Annotated in this window: 16 protein-coding genes; 6 read left to right on the forward strand and 10 right to left on the reverse strand. The window is 69.7% G+C overall.

Going from position 1 to position 16,672, the window contains the following annotated elements:
* Nucleotides 1-147 precede the first annotated feature (147 nt).
* On the reverse strand, nucleotides 148-738 hold the full coding sequence (locus ACFWFP_RS00005; RefSeq protein WP_379292288.1) for a DUF4352 domain-containing protein: 591 nt from the start codon (nucleotides 736-738) through the stop codon (nucleotides 148-150).
* A gap of 310 nt (nucleotides 739-1,048) precedes the next feature.
* Here ACFWFP_RS00005 and ACFWFP_RS00010 point away from each other — a divergent pair, with 310 nt between their 5' ends.
* The 3 genes from ACFWFP_RS00010 (at nucleotide 1,049) to ACFWFP_RS00020 (ending at nucleotide 5,807) form a co-directional block, all read left to right on the forward strand.
* On the forward strand, nucleotides 1,049-2,986 hold the full coding sequence (locus ACFWFP_RS00010; protein WP_379292289.1) for an N-6 DNA methylase: 1,938 nt from the start codon (nucleotides 1,049-1,051) through the stop codon (nucleotides 2,984-2,986).
* 116 nt (nucleotides 2,987-3,102) lie between these two features.
* Nucleotides 3,103-4,623 (forward strand): serine/threonine-protein kinase, encoded by a 1,521-nt coding sequence (locus tag ACFWFP_RS00015; protein WP_379292290.1) that lies wholly within the window; start codon nucleotides 3,103-3,105, stop codon nucleotides 4,621-4,623.
* A gap of 173 nt (nucleotides 4,624-4,796) precedes the next feature.
* Nucleotides 4,797-5,807, forward strand: coding sequence for a hypothetical protein (locus ACFWFP_RS00020; protein WP_379292291.1), 1,011 nt, complete (start codon nucleotides 4,797-4,799; stop codon nucleotides 5,805-5,807).
* Here ACFWFP_RS00020 and ACFWFP_RS00025 read toward each other — a convergent pair.
* Nucleotides 5,804-6,121, reverse strand: coding sequence for a hypothetical protein (locus tag ACFWFP_RS00025; RefSeq protein ID WP_379292292.1), 318 nt, complete (start codon nucleotides 6,119-6,121; stop codon nucleotides 5,804-5,806). The two genes, ACFWFP_RS00020 and ACFWFP_RS00025, sit on opposite strands and share 4 nt — an antisense overlap.
* Before the next feature lie 193 nt (nucleotides 6,122-6,314).
* On the opposite strand from ACFWFP_RS00025, the gene ACFWFP_RS00030 reads away from it, so the two are divergent.
* On the forward strand, nucleotides 6,315-7,172 hold the full coding sequence (locus tag ACFWFP_RS00030; RefSeq protein ID WP_379292294.1) for an Ig-like domain-containing protein: 858 nt from the start codon (nucleotides 6,315-6,317) through the stop codon (nucleotides 7,170-7,172).
* A 25-nt stretch (nucleotides 7,173-7,197) separates the two neighbouring features.
* On the opposite strand, the gene rsgA is transcribed toward ACFWFP_RS00030, so the two are convergent.
* Entirely contained in the window at nucleotides 7,198-8,223 is a 1,026-nt protein-coding gene (rsgA, locus tag ACFWFP_RS00035; RefSeq protein ID WP_379293701.1) for a ribosome small subunit-dependent GTPase A, read from the reverse strand.
* Nucleotides 8,199-9,491, reverse strand: a complete 1,293-nt coding sequence (aroA, locus tag ACFWFP_RS00040) for a 3-phosphoshikimate 1-carboxyvinyltransferase (RefSeq protein WP_379292295.1) — start codon at nucleotides 9,489-9,491, stop codon at nucleotides 8,199-8,201. Before aroA ends, rsgA begins: the two co-directional genes overlap by 25 nt.
* 111 nt (nucleotides 9,492-9,602) lie before the next feature.
* Between aroA and ACFWFP_RS00045 the strand changes: the two genes are divergently transcribed.
* A complete protein-coding gene (locus ACFWFP_RS00045) occupies nucleotides 9,603-10,370 on the forward strand; it encodes an SOS response-associated peptidase (RefSeq protein WP_379292296.1) in 768 nt (255 codons plus the stop codon).
* The gene (gene entS, locus ACFWFP_RS00050) at nucleotides 10,367-11,608 is read left to right on the forward strand and encodes an enterobactin transporter EntS (protein WP_379292298.1); all 1,242 of its coding nucleotides are present in this window, start codon (nucleotides 10,367-10,369) and stop codon (nucleotides 11,606-11,608) included. Before ACFWFP_RS00045 ends, entS begins: the two co-directional genes overlap by 4 nt.
* Here entS and ACFWFP_RS00055 read toward each other — a convergent pair whose 3' ends face one another.
* The 6 genes from ACFWFP_RS00055 to ybaK all read right to left on the reverse strand — a co-directional run bounded on the left by ACFWFP_RS00055 (nucleotide 11,609) and on the right by ybaK (nucleotide 16,591).
* The gene (locus ACFWFP_RS00055) at nucleotides 11,609-12,592 is read right to left on the reverse strand and encodes an ABC transporter substrate-binding protein (protein WP_379292299.1); all 984 of its coding nucleotides are present in this window, start codon (nucleotides 12,590-12,592) and stop codon (nucleotides 11,609-11,611) included. It abuts the gene before it with no gap.
* 28 nt (nucleotides 12,593-12,620) lie between these two features.
* Nucleotides 12,621-13,436, reverse strand: coding sequence for an ABC transporter ATP-binding protein (locus tag ACFWFP_RS00060; RefSeq protein ID WP_379292300.1), 816 nt, complete (start codon nucleotides 13,434-13,436; stop codon nucleotides 12,621-12,623).
* Nucleotides 13,433-14,518 carry a FecCD family ABC transporter permease gene (locus tag ACFWFP_RS00065; RefSeq protein ID WP_379292301.1) on the reverse strand — a complete coding sequence of 362 codons (1,086 nt, stop codon included), beginning with the start codon at nucleotides 14,516-14,518 and terminating at the stop codon, nucleotides 13,433-13,435. Before ACFWFP_RS00065 ends, ACFWFP_RS00060 begins: the two co-directional genes overlap by 4 nt.
* Nucleotides 14,512-15,531 (reverse strand): FecCD family ABC transporter permease, encoded by a 1,020-nt coding sequence (locus ACFWFP_RS00070; protein WP_379292302.1) that lies wholly within the window; start codon nucleotides 15,529-15,531, stop codon nucleotides 14,512-14,514. Before ACFWFP_RS00070 ends, ACFWFP_RS00065 begins: the two co-directional genes overlap by 7 nt.
* A gap of 184 nt (nucleotides 15,532-15,715) precedes the next feature.
* Entirely contained in the window at nucleotides 15,716-16,027 is a 312-nt protein-coding gene (locus ACFWFP_RS00075) for a hypothetical protein (protein WP_379292304.1), read from the reverse strand.
* A gap of 87 nt (nucleotides 16,028-16,114) precedes the next feature.
* Nucleotides 16,115-16,591, reverse strand: a complete 477-nt coding sequence (gene ybaK / locus ACFWFP_RS00080; protein ID WP_379292307.1) for a Cys-tRNA(Pro) deacylase — start codon at nucleotides 16,589-16,591, stop codon at nucleotides 16,115-16,117.
* Between the last annotated feature and the right edge of the window lie 81 nt (nucleotides 16,592-16,672).

Consider the following 16,672-nt stretch of genomic DNA (forward strand, 5'->3'; position numbering starts at 1 on the left):
GGCGCCCCCGCCGTCTTTTTTGGGGTGAACCCCAACATTATCCCCCCCCCCCCCCCCCTCGGCGGTTTCATCCCCAAACCCCCCCCCCCCCCCACCCCCCGGGGGGCCCCCTGGTTTGGCGGGCCCCCCCACGCCGGTGCGGGACCACTACTTCAGTGCGACGCGGGCTCCGCTCGAGAATGCCGAGTCGTGGAATTCGACCGCGGTGGGGACGGTGCCTACCGGGACGTCGAAGACGAGGACCATCGAGGTCTTGTTGCCGGGGTTGATCTCGGCGGAGAGCTGGTCGTTGACGTTGATTTCGGCGGTGGTGTCATTGGCGAACTCGCGGCCCTGAGCATCGATCAGCTTCTGGTTCGAGCCGAAGTAGCTCTGGGCGACGGTGGAGGTGTTGGCGACGTCGACGTAGACCAGGATGAATTCGCCCTGCGCGGTCTTCTGCAGGAACTGGTTGTCGCCGACAGTGGTGACCGGCGGATCCACCTTCGTCACGGTGAATCCGAACTTGCCGTCGCGCACCTCGGTCCCCGCGGGAGCCGCGATCGATGCGGTCTGCTCGGCCTCGGCGACCTCGTTGGCGGCGGTGCCGATCAATGCCGCACAGCCGCCGAACAGGACGAGCACGGCAAAGACGAACCCGCCGAGCACCCACGGCCACACCTTCATCTTGCGCGGCGGCTGCGGGTAGTAGGGCTGCTGCGGGGCGGCGGGACGGGTCGGGTACTGGGGAGTGGTCATGGTGATCGTCCTCTTCTGGGAGCGTCGTCGGTCGCCGTGGCACGACCGATCGCGGCCTCGATGGGCCGTGTGGTGCGGGGTGGTGCATCGACGAAGGAATCTGCGAGAACTGGTGTCTCACAGCGATATTCGTGTGCGGGAAGCGGCTGATCGGGTTGTCGCCGTTCCGTTGAGAAGGACGCTACACCTACGCAACGTCGATAGCAACAGGGAAACAATGTTTTCACTGTGGACGTTGAAAACATGTGTACTGACGTCGGGTTATGTCAACGATGATGTGTAAGGTTTGACCTTGACCAGAGGAGACCCCTTGTCAGACTCGACGCCCACCGTCGCCGCCGCCGAGATCTCCCGGCTGGCCGGCGTCACCCGTGCCACCGTGAGCAACTGGCGCCGCCGGCATGCCGATTTCCCCGCGCCGGTACCGGGCGGCTCCGAATCGCGGCCGCTGTTCGACCTCGCCGAGGTGCGGCAGTGGTTGCGGGGGCACGGTGTCACCGCGGCGGATTCCCCCGTGCAGCGTTTGCGTACCGTGCTGCGTTCGGAGGTCGCACCCGAGGATGTCGCCGGGCTGATGGCATTCGTGGCGGACCCGGCGGGCGAGGCGAAGGACGCGGCGCACGAGGCGGTGCGTGCCTCGATCGGCGAAGTGGGCGTGCAGCAGACTCTCGCGGTGCTGGCCGAACGCGGTCTCGACGGTCCGAGTACCGGCATCTACCCGACCGACCAACCCGTTGCCGCGTTGATGGCCGACGTGCTCGCCGCCTCCGCGTCGCCCGCTGCGCGCTCGGTGCTCGATCCGGCGTGCGGTGGCGGCACGCTGTTGCTCGAGGCCGCTCGGATCGGCGCCGAACGGCTCGATGGTCAGGACATCCTGCCCGTGCAGGCGAGTCGCACCGCCGCGCTGCTCGGCGCGCTCGCCCCAGGCGCGGTCGCGGATATCCGCGCGGGCGATGCTCTGCTCGCCGACGCGTTCACCGATGTCGAGGTCGACGCGGTGCTCTCGAATCCTCCCTATTCACAACGAGATTGGAGTGCCGACGAGCTGGCGCTGGATCCGCGATGGGTGTACTCGGTGCCCCCGCGCAGCGAATCCGAACTTGCCTGGGTGCAGCACGCCATCGCCCACCTGCACCCCGGCGGCACCGCTGTGCTGCTGCTCCCACCCGCTGTCGCGGCCAGGTCCTCGGGCCGGCGGATACGGATGGAGCTGTTGCGGGCGGGCGCGTTACGTGCGGTGATCGCCTTGCCGCCCGGCGCGTCGACACCGCGACAGGTGGGGCTGCAACTATGGGTCCTGCGTCGCCCGGGTAAGGGGAATCCGAGCGACACCCTGCTGTTCGCCGACACGACCCGGTTGCCCGATCATGGTGGGGATCAACCGGATTGGCACGTCCTCGCCGAAACAGTCGTCAACGCGTGGCATGCCTTCGACAAGGGCGACGACGCCACCGTCCCCGACGTGACCGCCGTGGTCCGCGTGATGGACGTTCTCGACGACGACGTCGACCTCACGCCCGCCCGTCAGGTGCGTGCCGCCGTCGACCCGGACAGCGCTTCGGCCTCGGCCCGCACCGCCATCGGCCACCTCGGTGCGAACCTCGCGGAACTGCATTCCGTCGTAGACGCTGTGCGCGAATGGGATTCGGCGCCCGGCACGGTGTGGCGCCATGTGGCGGTCGGCAACCTGATCGCCGGCAAGGCCGTGCGAATTGTCACGAGTACCTCCGACGCGGCGGCCGACGACGCCGCCCCGCAACGACCGGTACTCACCGGCCACGATCTGCTCACCAGCCGCGCCCCCTCCGGGCTCACCACCCCAGGCGCCCCGGTCGGCGACCCGATCGAGGAAGGTGACGTCCTGGTCTCGCGCCTGCGCGACGACCACGGCGCCGCCCAGGGCACCCGCGTCGCCGAAGGCGCCGACATCGGCGCCGTCCCCGCGCCCGGCGTCCTCGTCTTCCGCACCGACCCCACCCGCATCGACCCCTGGTTCTTCGCCGGCTTCATCGGCAGCCCCGACAACGCCGCCGCCATGTACGGCACCACCACCATCCGACTCGATCCCGCCCGCCTCCGCATCCCCATGCTCCCCCTCCCCGACCAGCAGACCTACGGCGCGGCCTTCCGCCGCCTCCACCACCTCCGAGTAGCCGCCCACACCACCGCCACCGCCGCCCACCGAGCCGCCGACCTCATCGCCACCGGCCTCACCGCAGGCGCCCTGGAACCCCACCCCGGCAACTGACCGACCCGACTCGCGTTCGGGTGCCGAGCGCGCTGTCGGTTCGACGTTGCCGCCGCAGGTCGGTGGCGCGCAGTATCGTGCGGGGAACCGTGTCGGGTGTCGGGTCGGAGGTTGGGGTGCGCGAGGTCATCGACGGGCGGTATGAGATCTCCGGGGCCCTGGGGGCCGGCGGGATGGGGCAGGTCCTGTTGGGGTACGACGCCGTGCTGGATCGGGCGGTGGCCGTCAAGCGGATCGCGGTGGGGCAGTTCGTGGCTCGGGGCGATCTGGCCGAGGAGTTCGTTGCGCGGTTTCGGCGGGAGGCCAGGGTGACCGCGCGAATTCGGCATCACGGTGTACCGCAGGTGTTCGACGCGGTGCTCGACTCCGATGCCGAGAGTGTGTATCTGGTGCTGGAGCACATCGAGGGCGTGACGTTGCGGGATTATGTGGCCGGGGTGGGGGTGCTGCCGATCGACTGCGGGGTCGCCATCGCGGCGCAGATCGCCACCGTGCTGTCGCACGCCCATGTGCTGCCGGTGGTGCATCGCGATCTGAAACCGGCGAATGTGCTGGTGGCGGGGGATGGGACGGTGAAGGTGATCGACTTCGGGATCGCGGCGCTGCTCGACGGGAGTACGAGCCGGATCACCCGGACCGGGTCGGTGCTCGGGACCGCCGCGTATATGTCGCCGGAATTGGTGAACGGGCAGGATGTCGGGCCACGGGCAGACCTGTACGCGCTCGGCTGCATCATGCACGAGATGTTCAGCGGCCGAGGCGTCTTCGAAGCCCGATCGGAGTTCGATACGCACAATCGGCACCTCTCGGAGCCGCCGACGCCACTGCGCACGCTCCGTCGCGAGGTGCCCGCGCAGATCGAACAGCTGGTCCTGGACTTGCTCGCGAAAGATCCGGCCGACCGGCCTGCCACGGCCCGCGATGTCTACGACCAGCTGCTGCCGTTCCTCCCCGGACCGGGGACGCCCGAGAGCCCCGCTCCTGCCGGGTATCCCGATCCGACACGAATCTTCCGCCGCCCCAATCCGCCCGCCGATACGGCGCCGGAACCCGCGGCGCGACGGTCTGCTCCCGGCAAGTCCGCGACCGGCGGCCTCGTCGACAGTGCGGCCCGTTACCGCGAACTGTGCGAACTCGGCCGCTTCGCCCAGGCTGCCGAGGCGCTGGTCACCGCCGTCGACGAGGCGGAGCACCGCTACGGCTCACACAGCCCTCAGCTCGGCGAACTGCACCGCGACATCGCCACCGCCTTCACCCACAGCGGCGAACACCGCCGAGCGCTGAGCGAATGGGAGCGCGTCGAGACAATCGAACGGCAGGTGGGCGCTACGAGCCGGGTGTGGCAGGCCAGGATCGCCGCGGTCGAGTGCCGGGCCACACTCGGCGACCTCACCGCGGCCGCGGCGGTGGACGAGTTGTACCGGCTGTTCGGTGAGATCCGCGCCGCGGACAACGAATTCGGTGACGCCGCCGTGGCGGTGCGCCTCGCCATCGCGGAACTCCTGCCCGCGGTGGGTGATCAATCGAGGGCCCGGCGATTTCTCACGCAGCTGCGAAACGATCTCGAAGTACTCCGGCCGCCGGAAGATCCGGTGCGTCGACGGGTCGAGCAGCTGGCTGTCGAACTGCACCGCTGACAGGTTCGGCGTTTCCGCGCGGCGCAGCTGCCGGAGCGGAAAGGGCTGCCGTCGAGGCGCGGTCACGGGCGTCTCGGTCGTCGGACCCGCCGAGTATGCTCCTCGCATTCGCCGACGGGGGAGCGCGTCGGCAGTCGGTGCGGCCGCGAACAGGTGGTTCGCACGGAAGGGGAGTGGGCCAGGTGCAGGTGTTCGCCAAGTTCGGGTGGGTCGTCGGGCTACTGGCCGGTGCCTTCAGCATTCTGCTCGGGATCGTCGGCTACTTCACCGGCATCGACCATGCCAGCATGCTCGAAATCGTGCTGGCGGTGGCCTTTCTGGTACTCGGTACCGCACTGGCCGGCGCGTCGATGTGGCAGCTCGTGGCCGGCGACCGGCATCGGCGGCCCGGCCCCGGTGTGCCACCGCCCGGCTACGGGCCGTCCTGGAATGCCGGTGCGCCCCCGATGCAGGCGCCCCCGCGTCCGGCAACGCCGCCGATCCCCTATCCGCAGGTGCCTCGCGATCCCCCGGAATCGCCGTCGTATCCGCGGTCGCCCTACACCCCACCGTCGGCGCCGATCACGCCGACGGTCGCGCATGCCCCCGAGTGGCAGACCCGCACCCGCACCGCACACCACTGGCTGCCCACCGGAATCCCCTACGCGAGCGCACCCACCGGCGTCCTCGGTTCTCCCGCCGACCTCGACCGCGACAGCTCCGCTGCCATCCCGCTACGCGTGCGCGACGCCGTCCGCGAAACGATCGCGATCGAGGGCCCCATCGAGCGCAGCCAACTGGTAGCGCGGGTCGCCCAGCGATTCGGTGTGCACAAACCCTCGGAGAAGCAGCAGATCTGTGTCCTCGGCGAGGTGCCGGAATCGCTGATGCGCGCTACCTCGTCGGGTGTGTTCGTCTGGCCGTCCGACGTGGACCCGTCGACTTGGCGCGGCTTCCGCTTCACCCCGCCGACGGTCTCGCGCGCCATCGACACCATTTCCGCCGAGGAAATCGTCAACGCGATAACCCAGGTGGCACAACGCAATCAGCATTCGTTCGACGAGATGGTCTGGGCCACACTCACCCAGTTCGGTCATGAACGCACCGGTGCCGCGGAGGACCGCATCGAAGCGTGTCTGACCATGGCGGTCCGGCGAGGACGCCTCGCCCGCGACCCCGACGGCCGCTACCGCGCACTGGTCTAGGCCGGGAGGGCGGGCAGGGTTCTCGTGTGGGTGATCTCGGGGGTGACGGTGATGATGTCGCAGGCGGCGACGATGCGGTCGGGCAGGTCGGAGCCGAGGTGGGTGAGGCTGGGGGTGACGATCGCGGCGGCTTCGGTGGTGGTGACCACGTCGAGCAGGCGGCCGATCGGGTCGGCGGTGCGGTCGCTGAAGACGACGGTCTTGGTGAAGCGGTAACCCAGACGCTCGGCTAGGGAACGGATCTGCGTTTCGTCCCAGGACTGGGCGACACCCGAGATGTCGCGGCGCAGGTATCCGATCGCCGGTGGCTTCATGGGCATGACGGTACCGGCGGACAGTGTCGTGGTTGTGAACGCGAGCGAACGCGAGTCGAATTCGAAATCTGAACGAGATCTATTTCGGATTTGGATCCGCCGGGGGACCATGGCGTGATCTACTGCTCGCCACTCGGGCGAATCAGCGCCTCGACGACGTCGAGGGCGTCCGGCACATAGTTGGAGACAGATGATGGTGGACAGAAGAGTGCAGCGAGCGGCCGTTTTCGCCGCCGCGGCGGGGCTGGCGATGACGGCGTTTCAGGGCTCGGCCGTAGCCGCTCCGGGAGCGATTACCTGGGACGACGGCAACAGCCGCTTCACCCGGACGGTATCGAACACCAACCCGGTGGTCGGCGACACGATCACCGTGACCACGAAGTTCGAGCGCACCGGCATCCCGGTGGAATACATCTACTCGATCAAGGACCTGCACCCGGCGTGCCTGACGCCGGTCGCGGGCTCGGCCAAGATGTCGGGCGACGCCGTCTCGATCGACACGTCGTCCTCGGACTGGATCCGCGCCGAGTTCGGAATCACCAAATACCCGGTGTACCCCAACATCTCGCCGAAGTCGCAGACCTTCGAGATCCAGTACAAGGTCGGGGTGAACTGCGCCCGCGACACCCCGCTGCCGACCTCGATGCACTACGGCGGGTCGCTCGGTGACGGTATCTACCAGGCCAAGGGACCGGCCGTCACGGTGTCGGGCGACGCCGTGTCCAGCACCACCATCACCGCGGTGTCGGGTGCGCAGGTCGGCAAGGCCGTCACGCTGGAAGCGAGCGTGGCCCCGGCCGCGGCGGGCGGCACGATCCAGTTCAAGGCGGGCGACAACGTGCTCGGCGACATCCCGGTCGGCGCGAACGGCAAGGCGAGCATCGTCTGGACGCCCGGCGCCCCGGGTGCCTACACCATCGGCGCGGCCTTCTCCGGGCGCAGCGGGGTGGCGAGTTCGTCGAGCAGCGCGACGGTGACCGTGGCCGAGGTACCGACCGACGGCGGTGGCGACGGCGGCGGTGGCGTCGACACGGGGTCGTTCAGCTTCTGAGCCGCACCCGGCACGGAATCGGTTGCTACCAAGCGTCGTTGGCGATCAGCGCGGTCAGCAGCGTACGAATCGCGGCGACCCGCCGTTCCGTGCCGGGCAGCTGATCGAGCGCGCATTCCGGATCGGCGGGCGGGCCGAGATGGGTGCAGCCGCGCGGGCAGTCCTCGATGGCGCCGGCGAGGTCGGTGAACGAGGCGATCACATCGTCGGGAGTGATGTGGGCGAGGCCGAACGAACGCACGCCGGGAGTGTCGATCACCCAGCCGCCTTCGGGCAGCGGCAGAGCCACCGACTGGGTGGAGGTGTGCTTGCCCTTGCCGACACCCGACACCTCGCCTACGGCCCGATACGCGTCGGGCACAAGACGATTCACCATCGTCGACTTACCGACACCGGAGTGCCCGATCAGCGCGGTGAGCCGGTCGTTCAAGATATCCAGCACCGGTTCCATCGGATCGTCGATGCCCGCGTAGAGGATCTTCAGATCGAGACCGTCGAAGGCGGAAGCGAATTCGGATTCCGCGACCAGGTCGCGTTTGGTGAGCACCAGAATCGGTTCCAGCCCACCGGCATACGCGGCCACCATCGCCCGCTCGACGAAACCCGTGCGCGGCGGCGGATCGGCCAGCGCGACCACGATGAACAGCTGCTGGGCATTGGCGACGACGATGCGTTCGAACGGATCGGTGTCGTCGGCGGTGCGGCGCAGCACGGTGCCGCGCTCGCTCACCCGCACGATCCTGGCCAGGCTGTCGGGCCTGCCGGTGAGGTCGCCGACCACGTCGACCTGATCGCCCACGACGATCGGGGTGCGGCCCAGCTCGCGGGCGCGCATGGCGACGATGCGCCGGTCGGCGTCCCCGTCGAGCACACATCCCCAGCGGCCGCGGTCGACGGCCACCACCATGGCGGCCTCGGCGTCGGCGTGCTGCGGACGGGTCTTGGTGCGGGGACGCGACGACGCCTTACCCGGGCGTACCCGGACGTCGGATTCGTCGTAGCTGGCTGAGGAGCGCCCCTGGCGGCTCAGCGCGCCACTCCCTCGCCGGATAACGCGGAAGCCAGCATCTGCTCCCACAGCGCGACGAAGGTCGGCAGGGTCTTGGCGGTGGTGCCGATGTCCTCGATCTCCACGCCCGGCACACGCAGGCCGAGAATCGCACCGGCGGTGGCCATTCGGTGATCGGCGTAGGAGTGCCACCGACCACCGTGCAGCGGGGTCGGGACGATCTCGAGGCCGTCCTCGGTCTCGGTGACATTGCCGCCGAGGCGATTGATCTCGGCGGAAAGGGCCGCGAGACGGTCTGTTTCGTGCCCACGCAGATGGGCGATGCCACGCAGCCGCGAGGGGGAGTCGGCCAGTGCGGCCAGCGCGGCGACGGTGGGGGTGAGCTCGCCGACGTCGTGCAGGTCGATGTCGATGCCGGCCAGGCGTTCGGGGCCGTGCACGGTGAGGATGCCGTCGAAGATACGGGCCTCGGCGCCCATCCGGACGAGGATCTCGCGGATCACGTCACCGGGCTGGGTGGTGCCGCGCGGCCACATCGGGATGCTCACCTCGCCGCCGGTCACCGCGGCCGCCGCCAGGAACGGGGTGGCGTTGGACAGGTCGGGCTCGATGTCCCAGTCGACCGCGCGGATCGGGCCGGGCGCCACGGTCCAGGTCTGGGCATTGCCGGAATCGGCGGGGGTCTGCACGGCCACGTCGGCGCGGCGCAGCATCTCGACCGTCATCTCGATGTGCGGCATCGACGGCAGTGCCTTGCCGTCGTGGTGGACGGTGATGCCCTCGTCGAAGCGGGCGGCCGAGAGCAGCAGCCCCGAGACGAACTGCGAGGAACCCGACGCGTCGATGGTGACGGTGCCGCCGCGCAGCGCGCCGGTGCCGTGCACGACGAACGGCAGCGCGTCACCGTCGACATCGAGACCGAGCTTGCGCAGGGCGTCGAGAATGGTGGTCAGGGGGCGCAGCTTCGCCTGCTCGTCGCCGAAGAACGCGACATCGCCCGTGGCGAGGGCGGCGGCGGGCGGCAGGAATCGCATGATGGTGCCCGCGAGCCCGCAGTCGACAGCGGCACTGCGCAGGGGCGCCGGGGTGATCTCGAGAATCTCGGCATCGCCGGTGATCTCGGTGCCGAGGCCGCGCAGGGCCCCGATCATCAGATCGGTGTCGCGGCTGCGCAGCGCGCCGGTGAGCGTGGACGGCCCATCGGCCAGTGCGGCCAGGATGAGCGCGCGGTTGGTGATGGACTTCGATCCGGGCAGGGTCACGGTCGCGTGGACGGGGACCTCGATATGGGGCGCAGGCCAGAAACTCACGTCCCCATCTTCGCTTATGTGCGGTTCGGACGCACCGGTGGTGCGCCTTTCGGCGTGGGGCGGTGTCGTCGGCGGGCCCTGATGTCGGTCCCCGCGCGTATCTTGACCTTTATGTGTGGACGATATGCGACGACCACGAATCCGGGCCGGTTGGCGGCCGAACTGGACGCTGTCGACGAGACGGGGCTCGACGAGCCGGACGCCACCGTCAGCTACAACGTCGCGCCGACCACCCAGGTGCTCACCGTCGTGGAGCGGCACGCGCACGGCGAACCCGACGACGACCCGCGCCTGCGGATCCGGCGGATGCGCTGGGGCCTGATCCCGCACTGGACCAAGGCGGCCGAGCCCGGCGTACCCGCCAAGGGCAAACCGCTGTTCAACGCGCGCGCCGACAAGGCCACCACCGCGCCCTCGTTCCGCGATTCGGCCAAGCACAAGCGCTGTCTGGTGCCGATGGACGGCTGGTACGAGTGGCTGGTCGAGCCGGCGCCGACCGGTAAAGGCAAGGCGGTGAAGCGGCCCTTCTACATGTCGCACAGCGACGGTTCCCTGCTCTACATGGCCGGACTCTGGTCGGTCTGGCGTGATCGCAGCCTGCCCGATGCCGAGCCCCTCATGTCGTGCACGATCCTGACCACCGACGCGAGCGGCGAACTGGCCGGCATCCACGACCGGATGCCGTTGCCGATGCCGCGCGAACACTGGGACGCCTGGCTCGACCCGGATCACCCGGCGCCCGCCGAGCTGCTGCGACCGCCCTCGCAGGCGGAGCTGGCGACGATCGTGGCGCGCCCGGTCTCCACTCTGGTCAACAACGTGCGCAACAACGGGCCGGAGCTGCTGGTGCCCGACGGGACCCGCGACCTCGCGCAGTGAGCGCGGTGACCTCGCGACAGTTCACGATCGATCTGGCGCCGCTGCGGACCAGCCCCGCCTTCCGCACGCTGTTCCTGGCCCGCACGATCTCGGTGTTCGGCATCGGATTCCTGGTGGTCGCCCTGCCGATTCAGGTCTATCAACTCACCGGGTCGACCGCGCGGGTCGCCACGGTCGCGACCATCATCGGGGTCTCGGCCTTCGCGGGCACCCTGATCGGTGGGACCGCGGCCGATCACTACGACCGGCGGACGGTCATCGTCGCCTCGCGTGCCGCCGCGACCGCCGGTTTCGCCCTGCTCGCGGTCAACGCGATGCTGCCCGAACCGCGCCTCTGGCTGATCTTCGTGTGCGCCGTCGTCGACGGCTTGACCGGCGGCATCTCCGAGACCGCGCTGGTCGCCGCGATGCCCAACCTGATCGCACCCGGCAAACTGGCCGCGGGCGCGGCGCTGATGGCCCTGACGGCCGACCTCGGGTCGATGGCCGCCCCCGCGCTGGCAGGGCTGCTCATCGCCTGGCTCGGGGTCGCCGCCAACTTCTGGCTGGCTGCCGGGGCGAGCCTGGTCACCACCGTGCTCATCGCCCGGCTCGGCCCGATGATCGCCGAGCGAGGGCACGCCGAATCGCCGGTGCGGGCGGTGCTGTCGGGCCTGCGCTTCGTGGTCGGGCACCGGATCGTCGGTGCGACGCTGCTGATCGGCTGCGTGACCATGCTGATGTCCGGGTGGACCGTGCTCGTCCCGGAGTACGTGAGCGAGGTGCTGCACGGCGGCGAGACGACGGCGGGTCTGCTGTTCGCCGCGCCCGCGGTGGGCGCGGTGCTCGGCTCGCTCACCTCGGGCTGGACCGGGTCGATCCGGCGCGGCGGGCAGGTGGTCTTCGTGTCCACGCTGGTGTGCGCGGCCGGGATCCTCGGCGCCGGACTCGCCGGCGTCACCGCGGTGGTCTTCGCCGGCCTGGCCGCGCACGGTGCGGGCCGGGTGGTGAGCGATATCGCGCGATTCGCGGTGGTGCAGGCCGCGACGCCCGACGAGTTCCGCGGCCGGGTGTCGGGCCTGTGGACCGCGCAGCTCACCATCGCTTTGTCGGTGGGCGCGGTGGTGGCCGGTCTGGTGTCGAGCGCCGTGCCCACCCGCGAGGTATTCCTGGTCTACGGCGCGGGCGGCTGTGCGCTGACCATCCTCGGCTGGTGCGGGCTCGGCACGCTGCGAAGGTTGGGCGGCGCGCCGCGGTGACTATCCCGCCGCGGCGATCCTGGCGAGTTGCGGTGTGATCCGGTCCAGCGCGAAGCGCAGCGATTTCGGGGTGCCGGCCGACAGCGCCTGCACGGTCGGATCGTTCTCCGGCAGTTTCACGGCGCGACCGTCACGAACCACGGCCAGCGAATTGATCAGGGTGTCGTTCTCCAGGTCGGCGAACGGCAACCCGATGGTGGTGAAGAGCGCGGTCTGCGCGTCGAGGTCGCCCACCCGTTCCACCGGGACCTGCGCGAAGAACCCGGAACTCTGTAGCCGGGTGATCGGGGGATTCGGCACGAATCCGAGCTCGGCGAAGAAGTCGAAGCGGGCGTCGCCCGCCAGGTAGGCGCCGTAGGCGGTGCCGAACTTGGCGCCGTAGACGAAGGTCTTGTTCGCGAATTCCGGGTGCTCGCGCTTGACCGTCTGCTGCGCGTCCGTGGTCTCGGCGATGATCTTTCCCGCCTCGTCGCGCTTGCCGAGGGCCGCGCCGATGATCTCGGCCTGGGTCTGCCAGTTCACCGCGTAGTCGGCGGTGCCGTCGGGCGCGGTGACCACCGGCGCGATCTTGCGCAGATTGTCGACGACCGCGCTGTCGGCCTCGGCCCGCACATCGAGGATCAGGTCGGGGTCGAGCTCCTCGATCTGCTGCATATTGAACTCACCGGCACTCTGCGCCGAGATCAGTTCGGGAGTCGCGCCCCCGAACGCCGCCGCGTCCCACTCGCCGACGCCCTTGGTGGCCGCACCGAAGCCCATCCAGTCGTAGACGGCCACCGGCGGCACGCCGAGCTCCGCCGCGACCGCGCCGTCGGACCAGCCCAGCGCCACCACCCGCGGCTGATCGGGCAGCGCGTAGCCGGGCGAGCCGTCGGGGTCGTTGAACACCTCGTGGGTGGCGTTGTCGGATTTCACGCAGGCGGTCGAGGCCAGGATCATGCTCGCCAGTACCGCGACGGCCACGCTGAGACGTCGTGTCGACATGGTTCTCCTTCTCGGTTGAGTCCGGTGGTCACACGCTGTCGATGCGGACCGCGCCCGCGGCCAGCGGAACCACCAGCGGTGTTGCGGTCTGTGGATCATCGATGACCTGGGCGTACACGCCGAAGACCTGTTCGACCAGCTCGGCGGTGATGATCTCGGCGGGCGGGCCGACGGCCGCGATCTCGCCGCCGCGCATGGCGATGATGTGGGACGCGTAGCGGGCCGCCTGATTGAGATCGTGCAGCACCGCGACGAGGGTGGTGCCGCGCCGATTGAGGTCGACGCACAGCTCGAGCACTTCGATCTGATGACCGAGGTCGAGATAGGTGGTCGGCTCGTCGAGCAGCAGGATCGGCGTCTGCTGGGCCAGTGCCATCGCGATCCACACCCGCTGGCGCTGCCCGCCCGACAGCGCCTCGACCGGCCGGGTCGACAACTCGGTGAGCCGGGTGACCTGCAGCGCCACGTCCACCGCGTGCTGGTCCTCGTCGGTCCACTGCCGGAACATCTTCTGATACGGGAAGCGCCCGCGCGAGACCAGATCGATGATGGTGATCCCCTCCGGGGCGATCGACTGCTGCGGAAGCAGCCCTACCTCGCGAGCGAACTCCTTGCCGCCGTACCCGGCCACCTCGCGTCCGTCGAGCAGCACCGCGCCGCCCTGCGGGCGCAGCAGCCGCGACAGCGCCCGCAGCAGCGTCGACTTTCCGCACGCGTTGGGCCCGACGATCACGGTGAACGACCCGTCCGGCACGACGACGTCGAGGTCGGCGATGACGGTGCGTTCGCCGTACCCGACCCGCAGTCCGGTACCGGTGAGCCGGGCCTCGAAATTGCTTGTCACGGCCTTGCCTTTCGGGACTGGGCGAGCAGCAGGAACAGCAGATAGACCCCGCCGAGCGAGGTGGTGACAACCCCGACCGGGAGCATGGTCTGTGGCGCGAGGATCGTGCGCGCCACCGCCTCGCTGGAGACCAGCAGGGTGGCGCCGACCGCCGCCGAGGTGACCAGCGGAATGCCCGCGCTCGGCGTGATCCGTGCCGCGACCTGCGGTGCGACCAGCGCGACGAAGGCGATCGGCCCGACGATCGCGGTGGTCGCCGCCGCGAATCCGACGCCGATCACCAGCAGGATCACCTGGGTGCGCGCGGTGTCGACACCCTTGCTGCGGGCCGAGTCGGTGCCGAGCTCGAACATCCGCATCCGTGGCGCCACCACGATCAGCGCCGGAACCAGCACGGCCAGTGTCGCGAACACCGGAACGGTGTCGGCCATCGTGAGATCGCGCAGATTGCCCATGCCCCACGCGGCCGCCACGCCGGCGTTCTGCACAACGGAGGTGGCGATCAGATAGCCGTTGAACGACAACAGCATCGCCGAGACGCCGATCCCGACGATGATGAACCGGAAATCGGCGGTCCCGCCGCGCATCCCGAGGAAATACACGACGAGCGCGGTGAGCAGGCAGCCGAGCAGCGCGCCGATCGTGGCGCCGCCCGAGCCGAGCCCGAGCACCAGCATCGCTGTCAGCGCCCCGGTATTGGCGCCGGTGGTGAACCCGATGATGTCCGGGCTGCCCAGCGGGTTGCGGGTGATGGTCTGAAAGATCGCACCGGACAGCGCGAGTGAGGCTCCGCCGAGAATCGCGGTGACGACCACCGGCAACCAGGTCGCGACATGATTGGCGGGCGCACCCCCGACGCGACCGGCGAGCACCTCGACGACCTGCACGAACCCCAGCCCGGGCGCGCGGGTCGTGCTCGCGCCGAGCGACCACACGCCCACCACCGCGGTCACCACCAGCAGCGCGACGGTGATCGCCACCGAGATGATGTCCACGCGCAGACTCAGCCCGATCGCGGGCACGCGCAGGAACCGCACCCGGCGGGGCCAGCGGGCGGGCAGCGGGGACTCGGCGGTCACCATTGCGCCCCCTTCGCCCGGCTCGCCAGCCAGATCAGCACCGGTGCGCCGAGGAACGCGGTCACCATCCCGACCGGCAGTTCGCTGGTCGTGGCCACCCGGGCGACGAGGTCGGAACCGACCAGCACGATCGGCCCGACCACCAGGCACAGCGGAATCATCCAGCGATGATCGGGCCCGACCACCATGCGCACGGCGTGCGGCACCATCAGACCGACGAATGTGATCGGCCCGACCGCCGCGGTGGCCGCGCCACACAGCACCGTCACCACCACGAAGCCGACCGCGCGCACCGCGGTGACCGGCACGCCGAGCGCGTTGGCCCGGTCGTCGCCGAGGGCGAGCGCGTTCAGATATCCCGACAGCGCGAGCGCGCCGACCGACCCGATCAGCACCAGCACCCAAGTGGCCGACAGCTGCGGCCACCCGCGCCCGTCGAGCGTGCCGATCAGCAGCCCGCGGATGGCGTCGAAAGTGCGGGGATGAATCATGGTGAGGCCGAACGCGAGTCCGCTGAGCATCGACGCGATCGCGACGCCGGTGAGCACGAGTTTGGCCGGGCTCGCCCCGCCGATGCCGCGCGAGCCGACGAAATACACCAGCACCGACGCGACGAACGCGCCGCCGAGCGCCCACCAGAGGTAGTCGGTGCCCGCGGCACCGACCATGACCGAACCGAGCACCATCGCGAAGTACGCACCGGAGTTCACGCCCAGAAGGCCGGGGTCGGCCAACGGATTGCGGGTGAGTCCCTGCATCACCGCGCCGGCGACGCCGAGCGCGGCGCCGACCAGGGCGGCCAGCAGCGTGCGGGGAATGCGCTGCTCCCGGATGACACCGAGAGTGGTCGGCCCGCCCTCGTTGAACAGGGCGCGCCAGGCGTCGTCGATCGTGAAGTCGCCGCTGCCGACGAACAGTCCACCGGCCAGCAGGCCGACCAGGACCGCGACCAGCGTCAACAGCACGGCGGTGCGTGACAGTGGTGTCCGCTGTGTGGTCACGGTGGCTCGGGACACAGCGGCTATTCCTCGCTTCGCGACGCTCCGGTTGGTGGCCGGGAACGTTGCTGCCACCGCTCGCAGTTAGTTTAGCCTCAGATTAGCTGCGGAGGGCGGAGCCGCGCTGTGGGCGAGGTTCGCGAACGACGCGGCCGGGCGGGGCGTCCGTGGAGACGCCGTCGCCCGGCCGCGTGCGAGTTCGTCAGAGCGAGCAGGGCACCGAATCGGTGGCGATGTTCAACCCGCACTTGATGACTCCGGTGATCAGATCGATCACCTCGGTGGCGACCCCACCGCCGAGCTTCTCGGCCTTCTCGGCCTTTTCGTCGGTCTCGGGTGCGGTCTTGGGCGAATTCTTCGGCGTGGTGCCCTGGCCGTTGAGCGGATAGTCGCCGGGTTCGGCCTGCGACGGCGGAACCACCTGCGGGACCGCGGTGGCCGGGGCTGAGGTGGCGGCGCCGACAGTGATTACCAGGGCACCGGTCAGGGCGGCGATCGTCGAACGAGCGGACATTTTCGCATCACATCCTCGGGTCGAATCGGTCGTACCGGGCGCAGAATGCGTCGAAGTTATTCGGAACGAAGCGCCGACCGGATTGCCTCAGCTGGTGATCGAGGCGGTGACGGCCGCGCACGCGCGCACCAGATCCGCGGGCGCCAACTCGATTTCGAGGCCGCGTTTGCCGGCACTGCACAGCACCCGATCCCAGTCGAGCGCGGAGGCGTCGACAACAGTGGGCAACTTCTTGCGCTGACCCAGCGGCGAAACCCCGCCCAGCACATAGCCGGTGGTGCGCTCGGCCTTGGTCTTGTCGGCCATGCTCGCCTTCGGCGCGCCGAGCGCGGCGGCCGCCGCCTTCAACGACAATCGCGCGGGCACCGGCAGGACGGCCACCGCGAGCGCACCGGATGAGAGTTCGATCACCAGCGTCTTGAAGATCTGCTCGGCGCGCACTCCCAGTGCGTCGCCGAGGGCCTCGACCGCTTCGTCGCCATAGGACTCGGCTCGCGGATCGTGGGAATAGGAGTGCACCTCGTGTGCGATACCGCCCAGGGCCTTGATCGCGGGAGTCGACATAAGCGGTCACCTTAATCGCGGCCACGCCCGGTCCGGCAACCACTTTTCTGCCGGTACGGGAACACGAATGCGGGGGTGCAT

The organism is Nocardia sp. NPDC060249, from assembly GCF_042728755.1.
Classification (GTDB): Bacteria; Actinomycetota; Actinomycetes; order Mycobacteriales; family Mycobacteriaceae; genus Nocardia.

Coding starts and splice junctions, on each gene's coding strand:
- ACFWFP_RS00005 (WP_379292288.1), bottom strand. CDS start 738: ATGACCACTCCCCAGTACCCGACCCGTCCCGCCGCCCCGCAGCAGCCC.
- ACFWFP_RS00025 (WP_379292292.1), bottom strand. CDS start 6,121: ATGAAGCCACCGGCGATCGGATACCTGCGCCGCGACATCTCGGGTGTC.
- ACFWFP_RS00030 (WP_379292294.1), top strand. CDS start 6,315: ATGGTGGACAGAAGAGTGCAGCGAGCGGCCGTTTTCGCCGCCGCGGCG.
- ACFWFP_RS00045 (WP_379292296.1), top strand. CDS start 9,603: ATGTGTGGACGATATGCGACGACCACGAATCCGGGCCGGTTGGCGGCC.
- ACFWFP_RS00055 (WP_379292299.1), bottom strand. CDS start 12,592: ATGTCGACACGACGTCTCAGCGTGGCCGTCGCGGTACTGGCGAGCATG.
- ACFWFP_RS00065 (WP_379292301.1), bottom strand. CDS start 14,518: ATGGTGACCGCCGAGTCCCCGCTGCCCGCCCGCTGGCCCCGCCGGGTG.
- ACFWFP_RS00075 (WP_379292304.1), bottom strand. CDS start 16,027: ATGTCCGCTCGTTCGACGATCGCCGCCCTGACCGGTGCCCTGGTAATC.
- ybaK (WP_379292307.1), bottom strand. CDS start 16,591: ATGTCGACTCCCGCGATCAAGGCCCTGGGCGGTATCGCACACGAGGTG.